At 62.4% G+C, this 17,319-nt stretch carries 18 protein-coding genes; 10 read left to right on the forward strand and 8 right to left on the reverse strand.

Annotated features, from left to right (window positions below):
- The first annotated feature begins 14 nt into the window (after positions 1-14).
- Positions 15-1,118 carry an NADH:flavin oxidoreductase/NADH oxidase gene (locus tag C5J22_RS23480; RefSeq protein WP_105440216.1) on the forward strand — a complete coding sequence of 368 codons (1,104 nt, stop codon included), beginning with the start codon at positions 15-17 and terminating at the stop codon, positions 1,116-1,118.
- Between the two features lie 4 nt (positions 1,119-1,122).
- Here the strand turns inward: C5J22_RS23480 and C5J22_RS23485 are convergent, their stop codons facing one another.
- Genes C5J22_RS23485 through C5J22_RS23510 form a run of 6 tightly spaced genes read right to left on the reverse strand, consistent with a single transcriptional unit; the run spans position 1,123 to position 5,768 of the window.
- Positions 1,123-1,626, reverse strand: coding sequence for a hypothetical protein (locus tag C5J22_RS23485; protein WP_105440217.1), 504 nt, complete (start codon positions 1,624-1,626; stop codon positions 1,123-1,125).
- Complete coding sequence (locus C5J22_RS23490) at positions 1,623-2,243, reverse strand: hypothetical protein (protein ID WP_105440218.1); 621 nt, start codon at positions 2,241-2,243, stop codon at positions 1,623-1,625. Before C5J22_RS23490 ends, C5J22_RS23485 begins: the two co-directional genes overlap by 4 nt.
- Positions 2,243-2,857: a hypothetical protein gene (locus tag C5J22_RS23495; protein ID WP_105440219.1), complete on the reverse strand. Its 615-nt coding sequence runs from the start codon at positions 2,855-2,857 to the stop codon at positions 2,243-2,245. The genes C5J22_RS23490 and C5J22_RS23495 overlap by 1 nt, the downstream gene beginning before the upstream one ends.
- Positions 2,854-3,615 (reverse strand): ABC transporter ATP-binding protein, encoded by a 762-nt coding sequence (locus C5J22_RS23500; RefSeq protein WP_105440220.1) that lies wholly within the window; start codon positions 3,613-3,615, stop codon positions 2,854-2,856. The genes C5J22_RS23495 and C5J22_RS23500 overlap by 4 nt, the downstream gene beginning before the upstream one ends.
- Positions 3,612-4,673: an iron ABC transporter permease gene (locus tag C5J22_RS23505; RefSeq protein ID WP_105440221.1), complete on the reverse strand. Its 1,062-nt coding sequence runs from the start codon at positions 4,671-4,673 to the stop codon at positions 3,612-3,614. The genes C5J22_RS23500 and C5J22_RS23505 overlap by 4 nt, the downstream gene beginning before the upstream one ends.
- Before the next feature lie 3 nt (positions 4,674-4,676).
- Complete coding sequence (locus C5J22_RS23510) at positions 4,677-5,768, reverse strand: ABC transporter substrate-binding protein (RefSeq protein WP_105440222.1); 1,092 nt, start codon at positions 5,766-5,768, stop codon at positions 4,677-4,679.
- A gap of 228 nt (positions 5,769-5,996) precedes the next feature.
- On the opposite strand from C5J22_RS23510, the gene C5J22_RS23515 reads away from it, so the two are divergent.
- Positions 5,997-6,554, forward strand: a complete 558-nt coding sequence (locus tag C5J22_RS23515) for a nucleoside 2-deoxyribosyltransferase (RefSeq protein ID WP_105440223.1) — start codon at positions 5,997-5,999, stop codon at positions 6,552-6,554.
- On the opposite strand, the gene C5J22_RS23520 is transcribed toward C5J22_RS23515, so the two are convergent.
- Complete coding sequence (locus C5J22_RS23520) at positions 6,551-7,279, reverse strand: GntR family transcriptional regulator (protein ID WP_046607778.1); 729 nt, start codon at positions 7,277-7,279, stop codon at positions 6,551-6,553. The genes C5J22_RS23515 and C5J22_RS23520 overlap by 4 nt on opposite strands.
- 240 nt (positions 7,280-7,519) lie before the next feature.
- Between C5J22_RS23520 and C5J22_RS23525 the strand changes: the two genes are divergently transcribed.
- The 6 genes from C5J22_RS23525 (at position 7,520) to C5J22_RS23550 (ending at position 13,422) form a co-directional block, all read left to right on the forward strand.
- Positions 7,520-8,611, forward strand: a complete 1,092-nt coding sequence (locus C5J22_RS23525; RefSeq protein ID WP_105440224.1) for an ABC transporter ATP-binding protein — start codon at positions 7,520-7,522, stop codon at positions 8,609-8,611.
- Between the two features lie 37 nt (positions 8,612-8,648).
- Positions 8,649-9,938 (forward strand): PotD/PotF family extracellular solute-binding protein, encoded by a 1,290-nt coding sequence (locus tag C5J22_RS23530; RefSeq protein ID WP_105440225.1) that lies wholly within the window; start codon positions 8,649-8,651, stop codon positions 9,936-9,938.
- Between the two features lie 146 nt (positions 9,939-10,084).
- A complete protein-coding gene (locus C5J22_RS23535) occupies positions 10,085-10,999 on the forward strand; it encodes an ABC transporter permease (protein ID WP_172746758.1) in 915 nt (304 codons plus the stop codon).
- A 19-nt stretch (positions 11,000-11,018) separates the two neighbouring features.
- Entirely contained in the window at positions 11,019-11,837 is an 819-nt protein-coding gene (locus C5J22_RS23540) for an ABC transporter permease (protein ID WP_105405004.1), read from the forward strand.
- Between the two features lie 5 nt (positions 11,838-11,842).
- Positions 11,843-12,589, forward strand: coding sequence for an aspartate/glutamate racemase family protein (locus C5J22_RS23545; protein ID WP_105440226.1), 747 nt, complete (start codon positions 11,843-11,845; stop codon positions 12,587-12,589).
- On the forward strand, positions 12,586-13,422 hold the full coding sequence (locus tag C5J22_RS23550) for a GNAT family N-acetyltransferase (protein WP_105440227.1): 837 nt from the start codon (positions 12,586-12,588) through the stop codon (positions 13,420-13,422). The genes C5J22_RS23545 and C5J22_RS23550 overlap by 4 nt, the downstream gene beginning before the upstream one ends.
- Before the next feature lie 46 nt (positions 13,423-13,468).
- Here the strand turns inward: C5J22_RS23550 and C5J22_RS23555 are convergent, their stop codons facing one another.
- Positions 13,469-14,290 carry a bifunctional allantoicase/(S)-ureidoglycine aminohydrolase gene (locus C5J22_RS23555; protein ID WP_105440228.1) on the reverse strand — a complete coding sequence of 274 codons (822 nt, stop codon included), beginning with the start codon at positions 14,288-14,290 and terminating at the stop codon, positions 13,469-13,471.
- Between the two features lie 399 nt (positions 14,291-14,689).
- On the opposite strand from C5J22_RS23555, the gene C5J22_RS23560 reads away from it, so the two are divergent.
- Complete coding sequence (locus C5J22_RS23560; protein ID WP_105440229.1) at positions 14,690-16,285, forward strand: ABC transporter substrate-binding protein; 1,596 nt, start codon at positions 14,690-14,692, stop codon at positions 16,283-16,285.
- 77 nt (positions 16,286-16,362) lie between these two features.
- Positions 16,363-17,316 carry an ABC transporter permease gene (locus tag C5J22_RS23565; protein ID WP_105440230.1) on the forward strand — a complete coding sequence of 318 codons (954 nt, stop codon included), beginning with the start codon at positions 16,363-16,365 and terminating at the stop codon, positions 17,314-17,316.
- Positions 17,317-17,319: the final 3 nt, after the last annotated feature.

Below are 17,319 nucleotides of genomic sequence, written 5' to 3' on the forward strand. Positions count from 1 at the left end.
AAAGGAACTCAATCATGGCCCAGCCCGCTCTCTTTTCTCCGATCCGCGTCCGCAATCTCGACCTCTCGAACCGCATCGTCATCGCGCCCATGTGCCAATATTCGGCCGAGGACGGCTGCATGACCGACTGGCACCTCATCCATCTCGGCCAGCTCGCGCTTTCCGGCGCAGCGCTTCTGACGATCGAGGCGACCGGAGTAACCCCGGAAGGGCGCATCACCTATGCGGATGTCGGGCTCTACGACGACGCCACCGAGAAGGCGATGGGCCGCACGATCGACAGCATCCGCAAATGGTCGGACATGCCGATCTCGGTGCAGCTCGCGCATGCCGGCCGCAAAGCTTCGACTGACAAGCCCTGGTTCGGCGGCAGCCAGATCGCGCCGGACCACCCGAACGGCTGGCAGACCCAATCGGCTTCGGCGATCCCCTTCAATCCGAAATACGTGGCCCCCGTTGCGCTCGATAGGCAAGGCCTGAACGAGGTGCGCGACGCGTTTGCGGCTTCCGCGGTACGGGCGGTAAGGATCGGCCTCGATGCGATCCAGATCCATGCGGCGCATGGCTACCTGCTGCACCAGTTCCTGTCGCCGCTCTCCAACCAGCGTACCGACGAATACGGCGGCTCGCTGGAAAACCGCATGCGTTTTCCGCTGGAAGTTTTCGATGCCGTGCGCCAGGCCTTCCCGTCCGACAAGGCGGTGACGGTGCGCGTTTCGGCGACCGACTGGGTCAACGGCGGACTCGACATCGACCAGACCATCGCGTTTGCCCAGATGCTGGACGAAAAGGGCTGTGACGCCATCCACGTGTCGAGCGGCGGACTGCATATCGAACAGAAAATCCCGCTCGGCCCGAACTATCAGGTGCCCTTGGCGCGCGCCGTCAAGGCCGTGGTGGAGATGCCGGTCGTGGCGGTGGGCCTGATCACCGAACCGACCCAGGCGGAAGCGATCGTTTCGACCGGCGACGCGGATATCGTCGCGATCGCCCGCGCGGTTCTCTACGATCCGCGCTGGCCGTGGCATGCGGCAGCGGAACTCGGTGCCCAGGTGAAGCCGGCACCGCAATATCTCCGCTGCCAGCCGTCGCAGCTCAGGAACCTGTTTACCTCCTGAGGGCTCAGGCCTCTTCGTAAACGGCCTCGGCCGGTGCCAAGAGCAGCCGGTCGGCCATCTCCTGCTTCAGCCAAACCAGGCGTTCCTCTTCGGCCGGCGTCCGGTCCGGTTTGCGGCTGACGATAATGAATTCCTCGCGAACATGGCCTTCCTTGAGCTGCAGCGTCACCATCCTGCCGCGATAGCTGAGCTCGAAGACATAGCGTTCGAGAATATTGCCGCGCTCGGGCTTTTCGAACCCGTGGTCGACCGTATAGCGGCCTTCGGTCAGGCCGCGCGTCACCATTTCGAAGGCATCGCGGGCGCCCGGACCGCGAAACGCGGTGCGAATGACGATCTCGCGGCGCTCCGGCGGGCCGTCGGGGCTCAAGAGCGGCATGGCCCGCTGCATCACCTTGAAGGCATGGGCGACACCGCCCGGATAGCCGAAGCCGTGGAAATGCATCATGTCCGCATAGGTGTAGGAAAGCGGCTTGCCGTCTTCGAGAACGTTGATTTTGTCTGTCATTTTGTCCTTGCTCCGTCCAGCTCTTCGCGCATCCAGGGCAGGAAACCGTCCAGGAAACGAGTCGTCGCCGGCATGAAATGTGACCCGTGATGGAAACACGGGTCGAGGCTGGTGATGATCATGCGGCCGGGCGTCGTCACCTCGTCCACATAGAGAATGGGTTTTCCCTCGCCGTTGACGGCGAGCACGTCGACACCATCAGGCGGGTCGAACCAGCCATGCAGATGCCATGTGAGATCGTCTTGTCCAAGTCGATTGAACAACGTGTGGCCGGGCGCGGCAATGCGGACGCCGAGATCGGCGCCGGGCGTCAGCCACCACCACCAGTTCGTGGGCTGCGGGGTGAAGGCGATGCCGGGCAGGAAGACGTCCCAGTTCGTCTCGCCGGTAGAGACGATCGTGCCGCCCTGGCCGAGATAGGCGCGAAGCTGCGCGGCATGCGGCGCCAGGCGATCGGCCGGCGTGCGGCAGGGAATGAAGACGACGGCGTGTTCGGCAAGATCCACGGAGGCCAGGTCTTCCGGACGCACGAGCCTATCGAAGTGATGGGCGTAACGCGGCGCTTCGAGCGTCTCGATATGGTAATAGGCGCCGGGATGGATCGCGAGAATGCTCATCAGTTCAGCTCTCCGGCAAGCCAGGCAACGGCGCGGCTCGCCAACTGCTTCTTGATTTCGGGATCGTCGCCGCAGCCCCAGAATTCGTTGCCGGCGTGGGAGAGGAATTCCCCACCCTGCGGCCTCGCCCATACCCAATCGACCGGGGCTTTTGCAGGGCCGAGCGCATTGATGACGACAGCGCCCTGCGGCGGCGGATTGTAGCCGCGGCCATAGAAGCCGGCGACCCCATGGTTGGTTTCCAGCATCTTCTGGTCGATGCCGGCGAAGATCGGGTGCTCGTAAAGCCGGGACTGGACGAGATCCACCCGCTTTGGATCGGGAATCGGCCGGTAGGTGCCGAGTTCGGCCAGGATCGGGCGGAGAATATGACCATGATAGATCCACCGTCCGCCGCGATCGAGAAAAGCGGTAACGTCGGCCGCGAAACGCGTGAAACTGACCTGATCGAGATGGGTGGTGGTAATCAGCCCGCGCGCCGCCGCGAAATCGTCGCCGGTCAGTTCCATCTCGCGCACGACCTTCATGAGGCCGGAGGCGATGGCATCCGCAAACGCCGGCGGGGTCATCGAGTACGGCTCCTGGTAATGCGACTGGATCATCAGGATGGTCATGCGGCACGAATTCCTGCAAAGGCGGGCAGAACTGCCCGATGGGTTTCGCCGGAGGGGCCAGCCAGCTCGACGACGCGCATCGGCACGCCGTATAGGTTTTCCAGGTGCTCCGGCGTGATCGTCTCGGCGACGGGGCCGAACAACGGCGGCTGGCCGCCCGGCATCATCAGCAATGCATCGTCGGCGGACGAAAGCGCATGGTTCGGATCGTGGGTGGTGAAGACGATCGCCTTGTCGCACGGCCGACGCAGCGTGTTGAGCAGCGCCAGCAGCCGTTCCTGGTTATGCAGATCGAGGGCTGCCGCCGGTTCGTCCAGAACAAGCACCTGCGACCCCGTGGCGATCGCACGGGCAAGCAGCACGAGCTGGCGCTCGCCGCCGGAGAGGCGGTCGAAATGGTGATCGGCGAAACGCGCGGCACCGGCCCGGTCCAGCGCCGAACGGGCGATCCTGAAATCCTCCGGTCCCGGCTGGCCGAAAATGCCGAGATGAGCGGCGCGGCCCATGACCACGACGTCAAGCGCGCGGTAACGCTGGTTGCTGGTGCCGGTCTGCGGCACATAACCGACAATATCGGGCGCCACCCTGCGGCCGGCATCGACCTGCTGGAAACCGAGCATCGCCTTCAGTGTCGTGGTTTTGCCGCGTCCGTTCGGGCCGAGGACGGCGAGCGTGCGACCGACCGGAACCGAGAAGCTCAAGCCCTCGATGATGGTGCGCGAACCGAAGCGGACGGTGGCGTCTTCGAGGCCGATCATGAGCCGTTCCTTTCGCGGTAGTGATTGCGCAGGAGCATCGCGAAAATCGGCGCGCCGACCAGGGCGGTGATGACCCCGAGCGGGATTTCGGCGGCGGTCGCGGTGCGGGCGAGCGTATCGATGATCACCATGAAGCCGGCACCGAGCACGACCGAGGCAGGCAACAGCGCGCGATGGTCGTGGCCGACCAGCAGGCGGGAGGCATGGGGAATGACGATGCCGATCCAGCCGATGATGCCGGAGACTGCCACCTGGCTGCCGACGATGACGGCGATCAGCCCGAAGACCAGCCAGCGCTCGCGGTTCGTCCTGGCGCCAAGGCTCTGGGCCTCCGCTTCGTCCAGCGACAGGATGTTGAGGCGAAAACGCAGCATCCAGAGGAGCACGCCGCCGATGATGAGGCCGGGTGCTGCGATCAGGGTGCGCTCCCAGGTCGCGGTCGCGAAGGATCCCATCAGCCAGTAGACGATGGCCGGAAGCGAGGTGTTGGGGTCGGCGATAAATTGCAGCAGCGAGACGACGGCCGAGAACATCGAGCTGACCACGAGGCCGGAGAGGATCACCGTGATCGTCTCGCTGCGGCCGTTGACGCGCGCAATCAGGCCGACGAGGATGACGGCCGCCATGCCGGAGATGAAGACCATGGCGATCAGCGGGAAACCCCAGATGCCGAGCATGATGCCGAGCGCGCCGCCGAAGGCCGCTCCTTGCGAGATCCCAAGGATATCCGGCGAGACCAGCGGGTTGCGGAAAACGCCCTGCAGCGCCGCACCCGACAGGGCGAGCCCTGCGCCGGCGAGTGCCGCCAGCACGACGCGCGGCGCCCGGACCAGGAGAACGATGCGCTCCTCGATCGTGGTCAGTTCCCGCCATGGATCGGTCGCGCCGAGCCAGATCAGCTCCAGCGCCCGGCTGGCCGGAACCGAGAAACGGCCGACGCAGAGGCTGACCACGAAGGCGACCGCAAACAGCGCCAGCAACGCTGCGAAAACCAGCGTCTGCCGGGCCAGATGCGAGCGGACTATCGGAGCCGCCTCGTTTTCAGTCAGCGCCGCCATGACCTACTTCGCCTTGAACTGAGCGTAGTTGGCCGAGCCGCTCTGTTCCTTGATCCACAGGATGCCGTCGATATCGGCATCGGTGATGTCGTAGTTGTAGAGCGTCTTGTAGGCGGTCTTCATCTCGGCACGCAGATCGTATTTGAAGACGTCCGGCTGGGTCAGGTTGGCAGCCCACATCCACGCCAGCGGCGATTCCTGGTTCGGCGGATCCCAGCGATAACCGCCGAGCGGCATCTTGTAGACGCGCTTGTTCCTGGCCGCCTTGGTCAACGACAGGATCGGGTCGTTATAGACCCAATCGACGTTGAGCCTGGCTTCGAAGGCGTTGAGGAAGATGACTTCCGGATCCCATTGGGCAATCTGCTCCTTGTTGATGGTTACCGTGCCGTTGAGTTCGGCGGAGGCGTTCCGGCCGCCGACGAGCTCCATGTACCAGGCGTTATAGCTGCCCTTGGTTCCTGTCGTTGCAATCTCCGTCAGAGCGCGGGCGATATAAAGCGTGGTCGGCTTCTTGTCTTCAGGGATCGCCTTGGCTTTCGCCTCGATGTCCTTCTGGACCCGGTCGCGCCACTCGACCAGTTCCTTGATGCGCTCCGGCTTGCCGATCGCCCTGGAGGTCATCGTCATGTAGTCGCGGGTCAGCTGTTCGGTGCCGTAGAGGATCAGCATGGCGTTGAGGCCGGCATTGGTGATCGGCGCGACGATATCGTTGCCGCGGCCGCCCCACTGGATAACGAGGTCGGGATTGGTCGCCGTCAGCACCTCGATATTCGGGACGAAATTCGGAGCGGTCACGTCGGAGGGAATGTCCTTGGTTTCTGGAAAGATCTTGCTCAGGATGCCTTCGAGCACGGCACTCTTGGCGGTCGGATTCATGCCGACGAGCCTCTTCGTCCCGCCATCGAGTGCGATCACCGTGGAAGCCATCGGGATGACGATCGAAACGATGCGCTCGGCCGCCTTGGCGAGTTTTATCTCCCGGTTTTCCTGGTCCTTGAAGACGATCTCCTGCGCCGTGGCGCCATGCGCCAGCAGGCCGGAAAGTGCGGCAGCCAGAAGGCCGCGCGAAGCGAAACGAATGAGCGAAACCATGATCTATCCCCTGCCGGTAACGTCGTCGGGGAGCATTCCTAATGCGCGCGATTAAACTTGTCTACAAATCTCCACTTTTAAAACGCGCTTTCGCCCAACCTGATGTAAAGAGCTGAACCGAGCAGCTTCTCGGCGGCTCCAACCGGTCGGCCAGCGCATTCCTGCTCGCAATGCATCGGACAGGGCGCTATGGAACATTGGTGCTGACCGATTCATCAAAGGATTTCCATGCCGACCATCTATCTCGCCGGCCCCGAAGTATTTTTGCCCGACGCCCAGATCGTGATGGGCGAGAAACGCCGGCTTGCCCGCAGCTTCGGCTTCGAGCCGACAGGCCCCGGCAGCGACGAGAACCAGGCGCCCGTAGGCCAGCTGACGGCAGCCGCGATCTACCAGCGCAACGACGGCGCGATGCGGCGTGCGGATATCTGCCTCGCCAACATCACGCCGTTTCGCGGCATCAGCGCCGATCCCGGCACCGTCTATGAAATCGGCTTCATGGTCGCGCTCGGCAAACGGGTGTGGGCCTATACCAACCATCCCGACGACTATGGCACGCGGGTGCGGTCGATCTGGTATTCCGGGCTCGAAATCGACGAGAGCAGCGGGAGGCCTCGCGGCCCGGACGGCTTGTCGATCGAAAACCACGGCAAGGCCGACAATCTGATGATCGACCTCGGCATCGAGGAAGGTGGCGGCCGGGTCATTCGCGCCGCCGCACTGCCGGCCGACCCGGAACGGGATCTGGCCGCCTATACCGAGGCCTTGCGACACTTGCGCGGTTAGGCGAGCGACAGGGCGTCCTTGAGACCCGAGCCCTGTTTCAACTGAAGATCGAGATCCGCTTCGATATGGTCGATGTGGTGGATCATAAGCTTGGCGGCGCGCTCGCCGTCGCCCTTTTCCAGAGCATCTAGAACGGCGGTATGTTCCGAATGCCCGCAGCTCGATACGCCGGAACGGCCATAGAGCGCGATCACCAGCGATGAACGCGCAACCAACTCGTCCATGAAGCGCTGCAGGATGACATTGCCGGCAACGGAGGCCAGCATGAGGTGGAAATCGCCGGACGCCTTGATCTCGGCGCGGCGGGCGGCCGGACCGCGCTCGTTCAGGTAACGCTGTTCCTCGTCGAGCTGACGACGGAACTTCGCGATGTCCTCAGGCGTGATGCGCTCGACCGCGGCCGCGACGATACCGGGCTCGATCAGCCGGCGGGACGCAAAAATCTGCCGAGCCTCTTCCGGCGACGGATTGGAGACGAAGGCGCCGCGGTTACGCTCGGTCTTCACCAGGCCTTCGAAAGCGAGCATCTGCAGGGCGGCGCGGGCAACCGTGCGACTGACGTCGAACAGCGAGCCGACTTCGCTTTCGGAAAGCTTGGTGCCGGGCGCCAGACGTCGGTCGATGATCGCATTCCGCAGGGATTCCCGAATCGCCATGGACCGGTCTTCCTGGGAGCGGTCCTCTGGCGCGGTATCCGTGAAATTGATTTTTTCGCTGATATTCATTGCTGCGGTCCAATGTACGGCCTTTGTAACCCGAGTGTCTACAGGATGCCAAGCGACTTGTTTTTGATCCAATGCCAAGATTGCATACGATTTGCCCAATGGATCGAAAACGATCGCCTGATTTTTGCGCACCGGCAAAACCCGAACACTGACCCTTTCAGGTAAATTCAAGTCTTTCTGGACGTTTAATCGAGTTGGCATGGCTGATGCATAGAAATATCAGACGCAAGGGAGCGCCTGATGAGCAAAGCCGCCGAAATCGACATCGCTTCAGTCTCAAAGATCTACGGAACAACCACGGCCGTTCATGCGATCAGCCTGAAGATTCCGGCCGGAACCTATTGCTGCCTGCTCGGCCCGTCCGGCTGCGGCAAGACCTCGACGCTCCGGATGATCGCCGGGCACGAGAGCATTTCCTCGGGCGACGTCCGCCTCGGCAATACCGTCGTCACCGACCTGCCGCCGGCGAAACGCGGCACGGCGATGATGTTCCAGTCCTACGCCCTATTCCCGCATCTCGACCTCGTCGACAACATCGCCTTTAGCCTCAAGATGAAGGGGGTCGACAAGGACGAGCGGCGCGCCAAGGCGATGGACATGCTGCGCCTGATGCAGCTCGAAGCCTATGCGACCCGCCGCCCGGCCCAGCTTTCCGGCGGCCAGCAGCAGCGCGTGGCGCTTGCCCGCGCGCTGATCACCGATCCGGAAGCGCTGCTCCTCGATGAACCGCTTTCGGCGCTCGACCCGTTCCTGAAGATCCGCATGCGCGCGGAATTGAAGAAGCTGCAGACATCGCTCGGCATCACCTTCGTGCATGTGACGCACAGCCAGGAAGAGGCGATGGCGCTCGCCGACCTGATCGTCGTGATGAACGACGGCCGCATCGAACAGGCCGCCCATCCGCGCGTGGTATTCGAAAAACCGGCGACCGCCTTCGTCGCCAAGTTCATGGGTGATCACAACGTCATCTCCGGCCGGGTGACGCAGAGTTCCAGCGACAAGCTGATGTTGTCGGTGCTCGCGGGCGGAGATTTCCTCGCCACTGACGACGGCGCTGCCGGGCTGACCGACACGGCCGACATCGCCATCCGCACCGACCATGTCCGCATCGGCCAGCCTTCGGAAAAAGGCCTCGGCTTCACCGGTTCCGTCTCGAACGTGGAATATCGTGGTTCTTCGGTAAAACTCTCGGTCAACGGCGCGGGCATCGAGGATTTCACCGCGATCCTGACCGATGCTGAATTTTTCGCCAATCCGGTCAAGGTCGGAGAAGCGATCCCCCTTTCCTGGGGCCGTGAGGACGCCATCGTCCTCGGCCGCCTCAAGAACTGATGCCAAACACAAAAACTCAACAGAGGAGAACATGGCAATGACTGAGACCAAAAAATCAACCAAGGGCATTTCGCGCCGCACGCTTCTGAAGACGGCGTCCGCGGCCGCCGGTCTTGCCGCCGGCTCCGGCGCCATTACCGGCTTTCCGACCATCTGGGCCCAGAACCCGATCACGCTGCGCCAGTTCGGCACCGGCGTTTCGAACCTCAATGCCATCGCCGAGAAGTGCAAGGCCGACCTCGGCATCACGCTCGAAATGACCGCGACGGACTCTGACGCGGCCGCCCAGCGCGCCGTCACCCAGCCGAACTCCTACGACATCGCCGATATCGAGTACTGGATCCTTAAGAAGGTCTATCCGGCCGGCGTCATCCAGCCGATGGATACGACCAAGCTCAAATATTACGACAAGATCGTGCCGCTGTTCAAAAACGGCAAGCTGAAGCCGGACAGCGTGATCGCGCAAGGGACCGCGCCGCACACGGTCGGTTATGTCGCAAAGCCTGGCGACAAGACGTTCGCCAAGGAAGAAACCAAGTGGTTCACGATGGTTCCGACCATCTACAACGCCGACACGCTCGGCATCCGCCCGGACCTCGTCGGCCGCGAGATTTCGACCTGGGCCGATATCATGGACCCGAAGTTCAAGGGCAAGGCCTCGATCCTCAACATCCCGTCGATCGGCATCATGGATGCCGCGATGATCATGGAAGCCATGGGCAACATCAAGTATGCCGACAAGGGCAACATGACCAAGGCGGAAATCGACAAGACGATCGACTTCCTGATCAAGGCCAAGCAGGCCGGCCAGTTCCGCGCCTTCTGGAAATCGTTCGACGAGAGCGTCAACCTGATGGCCTCGGGCGAAGTCGTCATCCAGTCCATGTGGTCGCCGGCCGTCGCCGCCGTCCGCTCCAAGGGCATCGCCTGCAAATACCAGCCGCTCAAGGAAGGTTACCGCTCGTGGGGCGGCGGTCTGGGACTTGCTGCGCACCTCTCCGGCGCCAAGCTCGACGCTGCCTATGAGTATATCAACTGGTACACGTCCGGCTGGGTCGGCGCCTATCTCAATCGCCAGGGCTATTATTCGGCCGCGATGGATACCGCCAAGGCACACATGTCCGCCGACGAATGGGGCTACTGGATCGAAGGCAAGGCTGCCAAGGGCGATATCGTCGCTCCGGACGGCAAGGTCATGGAAAAGGCCGGCGCAATCCGCGACGGCGGCTCCTTCGAGGAACGCATGGGCCACGTGGCCTGCTGGAACTCGGTGATGGACGAGGACCGCTACATGGTCCGCCGCTGGAACGAATTCATCGCAGCGTAAGGCGTTCTCCGACCTGTCCCCTCCCCCTTGTGGGGAGGGTTAGGGAGGGGCCTTCTCCTGAAACCCCTCCCGGCCTGCCGGCCACCCTCCCCACAAGGGGGAGGGAAACCCGCTGCACCGCTGAAGCCTCCAGAGGGAGACAAGACATGGCGACGATTGCATCATCCGAGCCGGAAACGGCCGAAGAGAACACAAAGCCCAGCAGTTTTCGCCTGTCGCCGGCGCTGGTCTCCTATCTTCAAGCGACGCCGCTGGCGCTGATCCTCGGCGCTTTCCTGCTGCTGCCGATCCTGATGATTACCGTCGTCAGCTTCTGGGACTACGACTTCGCCCAGATGTATCCGGATTTCCTGTCGATGAACTATGCCGAGACGCTCGGCTCGTGGGTCACCTGGAAGACCTACTTGAACACCCTGAAATTTGCCTTCCTGGTCTGGGCGATCACGCTGTTCGTCGGTTTCTGGGTCGCCTATTTTCTGGCCTTTCACATCCGCACCACCGCCATGCAGATGGTGCTCTTCCTCGTCTGCACCGTGCCGTTCCTGACGTCGAACATCATTCGAATGATCTCGTGGATCCCGGTGCTCGGCCGCAACGGTCTCGTCAACACGACGCTGATCAATGCGGGTATCGTCCCAGAACCGATCGAATGGCTGCTCTATTCGGATTTCGCGGTGGTGCTCGCGATGGTGCATCTCTACACGCTGTTCATGGTGACGCCGATCTTCAACACGCTGATGCGCATCGACAAGTCGCTGGTCGAAGCCGCGCGCGATGCCGGCGCCACGAGCACCCAGATCCTCACAAACGTCATCATTCCGCTTGCCAAGCCCGGCATGGCGATCGGCACCATCTTCGTCGTGACGCTCGTCATGGCCGACTTTTCGACGGTTCAGGTGATGTCCGGCGGTCAGAGCGCTTCGGTGGCGCTGATGATGAAGAACCAGATGTCGCTGCTGCAATACCCGGCGGCGGCCGCCAACGCGGTCGTGCTGCTGGTCCTCGTTCTCCTGATGGTCGCGGGCATTCTCCGCATCGTCGACATCCGCAAAGAACTTTAGGGAAAAGGGGAGCTCTGAGATGCACAGCGACAAGCGCGGCCGCGAATTCTACCTTCTCGCCATCTTCTTCATCGTTTTCGTGCTGTTCCTTTACGGCCCGCTTTCGGCGATCCTGATCCTCTCCTTCCAGGGGCCGAACGGCGGCCTGACCTTCCCGCTGAACGGCGTGTCGCTGCGCTGGTTCGCCAATCTGTTCGAGACCCAGGCGGTCGGCGATTTCGGCGGCTCGTTCCGGCGCTCCGCCATGCTCGGCATCATGGTGATGATCGTCACTGTCGTCGTTTCGCTGCTGGCGGGCCTGGCCTTCCGCCGCCGCTTCATCGGCTCGACCGCGCTGTTCTATCTGGCCGTCGCGAGCCTCGTGGTGCCGTCGATCATCATCTCGCTCGGCATCGGCGTCGTCTTCCAGCAGCTCGGTTTCCAGCCGTCCTGGTATACGTCCGCCTTCGGTGCACACCTCACCTGGACACTGCCCTTCGGCGTCCTGATCATGTTCGCGGTCTTCAACCGCTTTTCGCCCGCCTACGAGGAAGCCGCGCGCGATCTCGGCGCTTCGTCCTGGCAGACCTTCCGCCATGTCGTGCTGCCGATGATCGCGCCGAGCCTCATCGGCGTCGGCCTGTTCGGCTTCACGCTGTCCTATGACGAATTCGCCCGTACGCTGATGACGGCAGGTTCGTTCAACACGTTGCCGCTCGAAATCTACGGCATGACCACCAATGTCACGACGCCGGTGCTCTACGCGCTCGGCACGGTGACGACGGTGTTCTCCTTCCTCGTCATCGCCGGCACGCTCGGCCTGATCGTCCACCTCAATCGCCGCCGCCTGCGGTCGTGAACAGAATGCGCATTCTTGTCGTAAACCCAAATACCACCGCCAGCATGACGGCGACGATTGCCGATTCCGCCATGCGCGTCGCTAATGCCGGCACCGAAATCCTTGCCGTCACCTCCTCCATGGGGCCGGTCTCGATCGAGGGCTATTATGACGAGGTCTTCGCGGTACCCGGCCTGCTGATCGAGATCGCCAAGGGCGAGAAGGCTGGTGCCGATGCGGCGATCATCGCCTGTTTCGACGATACTGGCCTCGACGCCGCACGGGCACTGGCCAACATTCCTGTGATCGGCATCTGCGAAGCGGCACTCGCCACCACCGCCTTCATCGCCCAGCGCTTCACCATCGTCACCACCATGGAACGCTCGCGCCTGCCGCTCGAACATCTGGTTCATCGCTACGGCATGGCCGGACGATGCAAGGTGCGGGCCGCCGATATTCCGGTCTTGTCACTGGAAGATCCGGCGTCCAATGCCCGCGACCGGCTGCGCAAAGAGATCTCGGCTGCGCTCAGCGAGGACAGGGCGGAGGCGATCGTGCTCGGTTGCGCCGGCATGGCCGATCTCACCGCCGAACTGCGCCGCGAATTCGGCGTACCTGTGGTCGACGGCGTCGCGGCGGCGGTGAAACAGGCCGAGGCGCTGGTGACATTGGGCTTGTCGACCGCCAAACGAGGAGCCTATGCTTCGCCGGTCCGCAAACCCTATAAAGGTCTGCTCGAAGATTTCGAGCCCGGGAAACTCGCCGCCCAATGAAGACTCACTCGACCATTCGCGTACTCACCTCCTCCGAGGTCGAACAGCTCGTCGACTGGGCACGGATCGAGGGCTGGAACCCGGGCCTTGCCGATGCGCCGGCTCTTCATGCCGCCGATCCTCAAGGTTTCATCGGTTGTTTCGTGAATGGGGAAATGGTGGCCGGCATATCCGCGGTCCGCTACGGTTCCGATTTCGGCTTTATCGGCCTGTACATCACCCATCCCGATTTTCGCGGCAAAGGTCTTGGCAGAAAGGTCTGGGATGCCGGCATGGCGCATCTCGACGGCCGGACGATCGGCCTCGACGGCGTGCCGGAACAGCAGGCGAACTATCGCAGCATGGGCTTCGAGCCGGCCTACGAGACGTTTCGCTGGAGCGGCAGCCTTGCCGGAAGCCGCGATGCCGATGTAACCGCGATCACCGACGATCTCGTGGCCGCCATTCTTGGTTATGACCAGGCTTTCTTCCCTGCGGAGCGCGATACTTTCCTGACCGCCTGGCTGAAGCCACCGCGGGCTGCCAAGGTCATCATCCGTGGCGGCAATGTCTGCGGCTATGCGGTCTGCCGCAAATGCCATGACGGCTACAAGATCGGCCCGCTGTTTGCCCAGACCGCCGCCGACGCGCAAAAACTGCTGAGCGCCTGCGCCGCCGAGATCGGCAACGAAACCATGCATGTCGACGTCCCGGCCCTGCAGACGGAGTTTTCAGCCTATCTCGAGGCCCATCGTTTCGTGAAAGGCTTCACGACCGCGCGGATGTATCGCGGCCCAGTGCCGGCGGTGCGTATGACGGGCGTGTTCGGGATTACCACTCTCGAGCTCGGCTGACGGCGGCGTCCCGATGAGGACGCCGCTCGCGCTCGTCAAGCAGCGACTACCACAGTTCCGTGTGGCGGTTGACGTCCTTGTAGAGCAGGTAACGGAAGCGGCCGGGGCCGCCGGCATAACAGGCCTGCGGGCAAAAGGCGCGCAGCCACATGTAGTCGCCCGCTTCGACCTCGACCCAATCCTGGTTGAGCCTGTAGACCGCCTTGCCTTCGAGCACGTAGAGGCCATGCTCCATCACATGCGTCTCCATGAAGGGGATGGTCGCGCCCGGCTCCAGGGTGACGATGTTGAGGTGCATGTCATAGCGGACGTCGGAAGTGTCGACGAAACGGGTTGTCCCCCAGCGGTCGCCGGTGTCCGGCATCCATGAAATCGGATGTTCGTCTTCATGGGTGAAGACCGCCGGCGGAGCTTCCAGGCCCTCGACCGCCTGAAAGGCCTTGCGGACCCAGTGGAACTTGACTGGCGCCGTGCCGCGATTGCGCAGCGTCCACGGCGATCCGGCCGGGATATAGGCAAAGGAGCCTGCCCTCAGCGCATGATCGTTTCCGGCGAACTCGATCGACATCTCGCCCTCGACGACGAAGATTGCCGCCTCGGCGCGCGCGTTGGGTTCCGGCCGGTCGCTTCCGCCTCCGGGCTGAACTTCCACGATGTATTGCGAGAACGTCTCCGAAAATCCCGTCATCGGACGGGAGATGATCCATGCCCGGGTTCCCTGCCAATGGGGAAGCAGGCTGGCCACGATGTCCGACATGACGGTTCGTGGGATGACCGCATAGGATGTCGTGAAAACAGCCTTGCTGGAAAGCAGATCGGTCTGCGGCGGCAAACCGCCGAGGTTTGAATAATAATCTCTGTTGGTCATGGGTCTGTTTGCGGTCCAATTTCGCGGCGTCTGATACGCATATGCTTTAAGCGCCGGGCGTCTCTAAGCAACCAATAAATTCGCCCCGGCAAGCCGCGGCTCCAAGATTTCCGCCACACATCGGACCGCTGCGGCTAGCGGCGCGGCATTTTTCGGCAGACGCCTCGCATTCTCGCCACAGAATTCGGCACGAGCCGTCCGCATCTCGAAATCGAGCTCATCTATCTGCGCTATTCCTTTTGGAGATAAGTGAAATCCTGGTTTCACAGAAATTGGCATGAAATCTGCTTCTCCTTTGATGACTGGCTCAAAGTCCAGCGACTTCAATAAAGAGGGAACAGCATGACCAACACATCATCGAGTAGCCGGCACGGCCTCGGCATTTTCCGGAACCTGCGGATGACGACGGTATTTGGCGCGACCGCGGCCGCACTCCTCGCAGCCGCCGCGACCCCCGCACTGGCGGCTGGAACGCTGCGCATCGGCATGACCGCTTCCGATATCCCGCTTACCACCGGCCAGACAGACCAGGGCGGCGAAGGCCAGCGCTTCATGGGTTATACGGTCTACAATTCCCTGATCGAGTGGGACCTTTCGAAAGCCGACAAGCCATCCGGCCTCATTCCGAGCCTTGCGACATCCTGGCAGGTCGATCCGGCCGACAAGACAAAATGGGCCTTCAAGCTTCGCGACGGCGTCAAATTCCATGACGGCAGCGCCTTCGACGCGAATGCAGTCGTCTGGAACCTCGACAAGCTTCTGAAGGCGGACGCACCGCAGTTCGACAAGCGCCAGGCGGCCCAGGGCAAGTCGCGCGTCCCGGCGGTCGTTTCCTACAAGGTCGTGGATCCCCTGACGGTCGAAGTCACCACCAACACGCCGGATGCGACGCTTCCCTACCAGCTGAGCTGGATCCTGATTTCCTCGCCGGCAAACTGGGAAAAGCAGGGCAAGAACTGGGATGCGGTTGCCCAGAAGCCCTCCGGCACCGGCCCATGGAAGATGGAAAGCGGCTTTACGCCGCGCGAACGGGCCGAGCTGACGCCCAACAAGGACTACTGGGACAAGGCGCGCGTTCCCAAGCTCGACAAGCTCGTCCTGATCCCGCTGCCGGAACCCAATACCCGTGTCGCGGCGCTTCGCTCCGGCCAGGTCGACTGGATCGAGGCTCCTGCCCCGGATTCGGTGAAATCACTGAAGGAGGCCGGCCTCAAGATCATCACCAATTCCTACCCGCATAACTGGACCTGGCACCTGTCGCGCATCGACGGTTCACCGTGGAACGATATCCGCGTCCGGAAGGCCGCAAACCTTGCCGTTGACCGCGCTGGCCTCAACGAGCTTCTCGGCGGCCTTTCCGTTCCCGCGCAAGGCTACATGCCGCCCGGGCACCAGTGGTTCGGCAAGCCGACCTTCAAGGTGGAATACAATGTCGAAGAAGCCAAGAAGCTGATGAAGGAAGCGGGTTACGGCCCCGACAAGCCGCTCAAGACCAAGGTCATCATTTCCTCGTCCGGCTCTGGCCAGATGCTGCCGTTGCAGATGAACGAATATATCCAGCAGACGCTTGCCGAAGTCGGCATCAATATCGAATACGAGGTTGCCGACTGGAACACCGTCATCAACATCTGGCGGGCGGGTGCCAAGGATCCGAGCGCCAAGGGCGCCACCGCGGTCAACTACAGCTACTTCATCCAGGACCCCTTCACCGCCATGATCCGCCAGTCGCAGTGCAAGCTCGCCCCGCCGACCGGCACCAACTGGGGTTATTACTGCGACAAGGACATGGATGCGCTGTTCGACAAGGTGCGCAACACCTTCGATCCTGTGGAGCAGGACAAGGTGATGCAGCAGGTGCACGAGAAATACGTGAACGATGCGCTGTTCCTGATGGTGACGCATGACGTCAACCCCCGCGCCATGACCGCCAAGGTCAAGGGGTTCGTCCAGGCCCAGAACTGGTTCCAGGATTTTTCAACGATTACCGTGGAGTAATCCCGAGCAGGCGGCGCGCCGGGCGATCGGCGCGCCGCCTTTCATGATGCCCGATCAACCTCCCCGGTGAGGACACCATGCTGCTCTATGCCCTGAAACGGCTTCTGCACGTCATTCCCGTCACGATCGGCGTGAGCATCGTATGCTTCATGCTGATCCATATCGCACCGGGCGATCCGCTCGCAGCGATCCTGCCTTCGGATGCTTCCGCCGAGCTGCAGACACAGATGCGCAGCTTCTACGGCCTCGACCGGCCGCTTCCGGTCCAATATGCCCTTTGGGCATGGCATGCGCTGCAGGGCGATCTCGGCACCTCGATCGCCAGCGGCCGACCGGTGCTGAACGAGATCCTCGATGCATCCGTCAATTCCATCATCCTTGCACTAGCGGCCGCCGTTATCGGCTTCGTGGCAGGTTCTTCCCTGGGTTTCCTTGCCGGCGTCTTCCGCGGAGGCTGGGTGGATCGCCTGGCATCGGCGGTTTCAATGCTCGGCGTCAGCGTGCCTCATTATTGGCTCGGCATGGTGCTGGTCATCGCCTTTTCCGTCACCCTCGGCTGGCTGCCGGCCATGGGCGGCGGACCGGAGGGATCGTCGGGCCGAAGCGTAAGCTGGGCTTATCTGCAGTTCCTCATCCTGCCTGCGGTTACCATGTCGGTCATCCCGATGGGCATCATCGCCCGCACCATCCGCTCGCTGGTCGCCGATATCCTCTCCCAGGATTTTACCCAGGCACTCGCCGCCAAGGGGCTGATGACACCGCAGATCCTGCGCCACGTGGTGCGCAACGCCGCGCCGACGGCGCTCTCGGTCATGGGGCTGCAGCTCGGTTACCTGCTCGGCGGCTCGATCCTGATCGAAACGGTTTTCTCCTGGCCCGGAACCGGCTTCCTGCTGAACGGCGCGATCTTCACCCGCGACCTGCCCATCCTGCAGGGGACGATCCTGGTGCTCGCCATGTTCTTCGTTTTCCTCAACCTCGTCGTCGACGTGCTGCAGAGCGCGATCGATCCCCGCATCCAGAGGAGCTGACAC

The sequence above is a fragment of the Neorhizobium sp. T25_13 genome (assembly GCF_002968675.1).
Taxonomy (GTDB): Bacteria; Pseudomonadota; Alphaproteobacteria; order Rhizobiales; family Rhizobiaceae; genus Neorhizobium; species Neorhizobium tomejilense.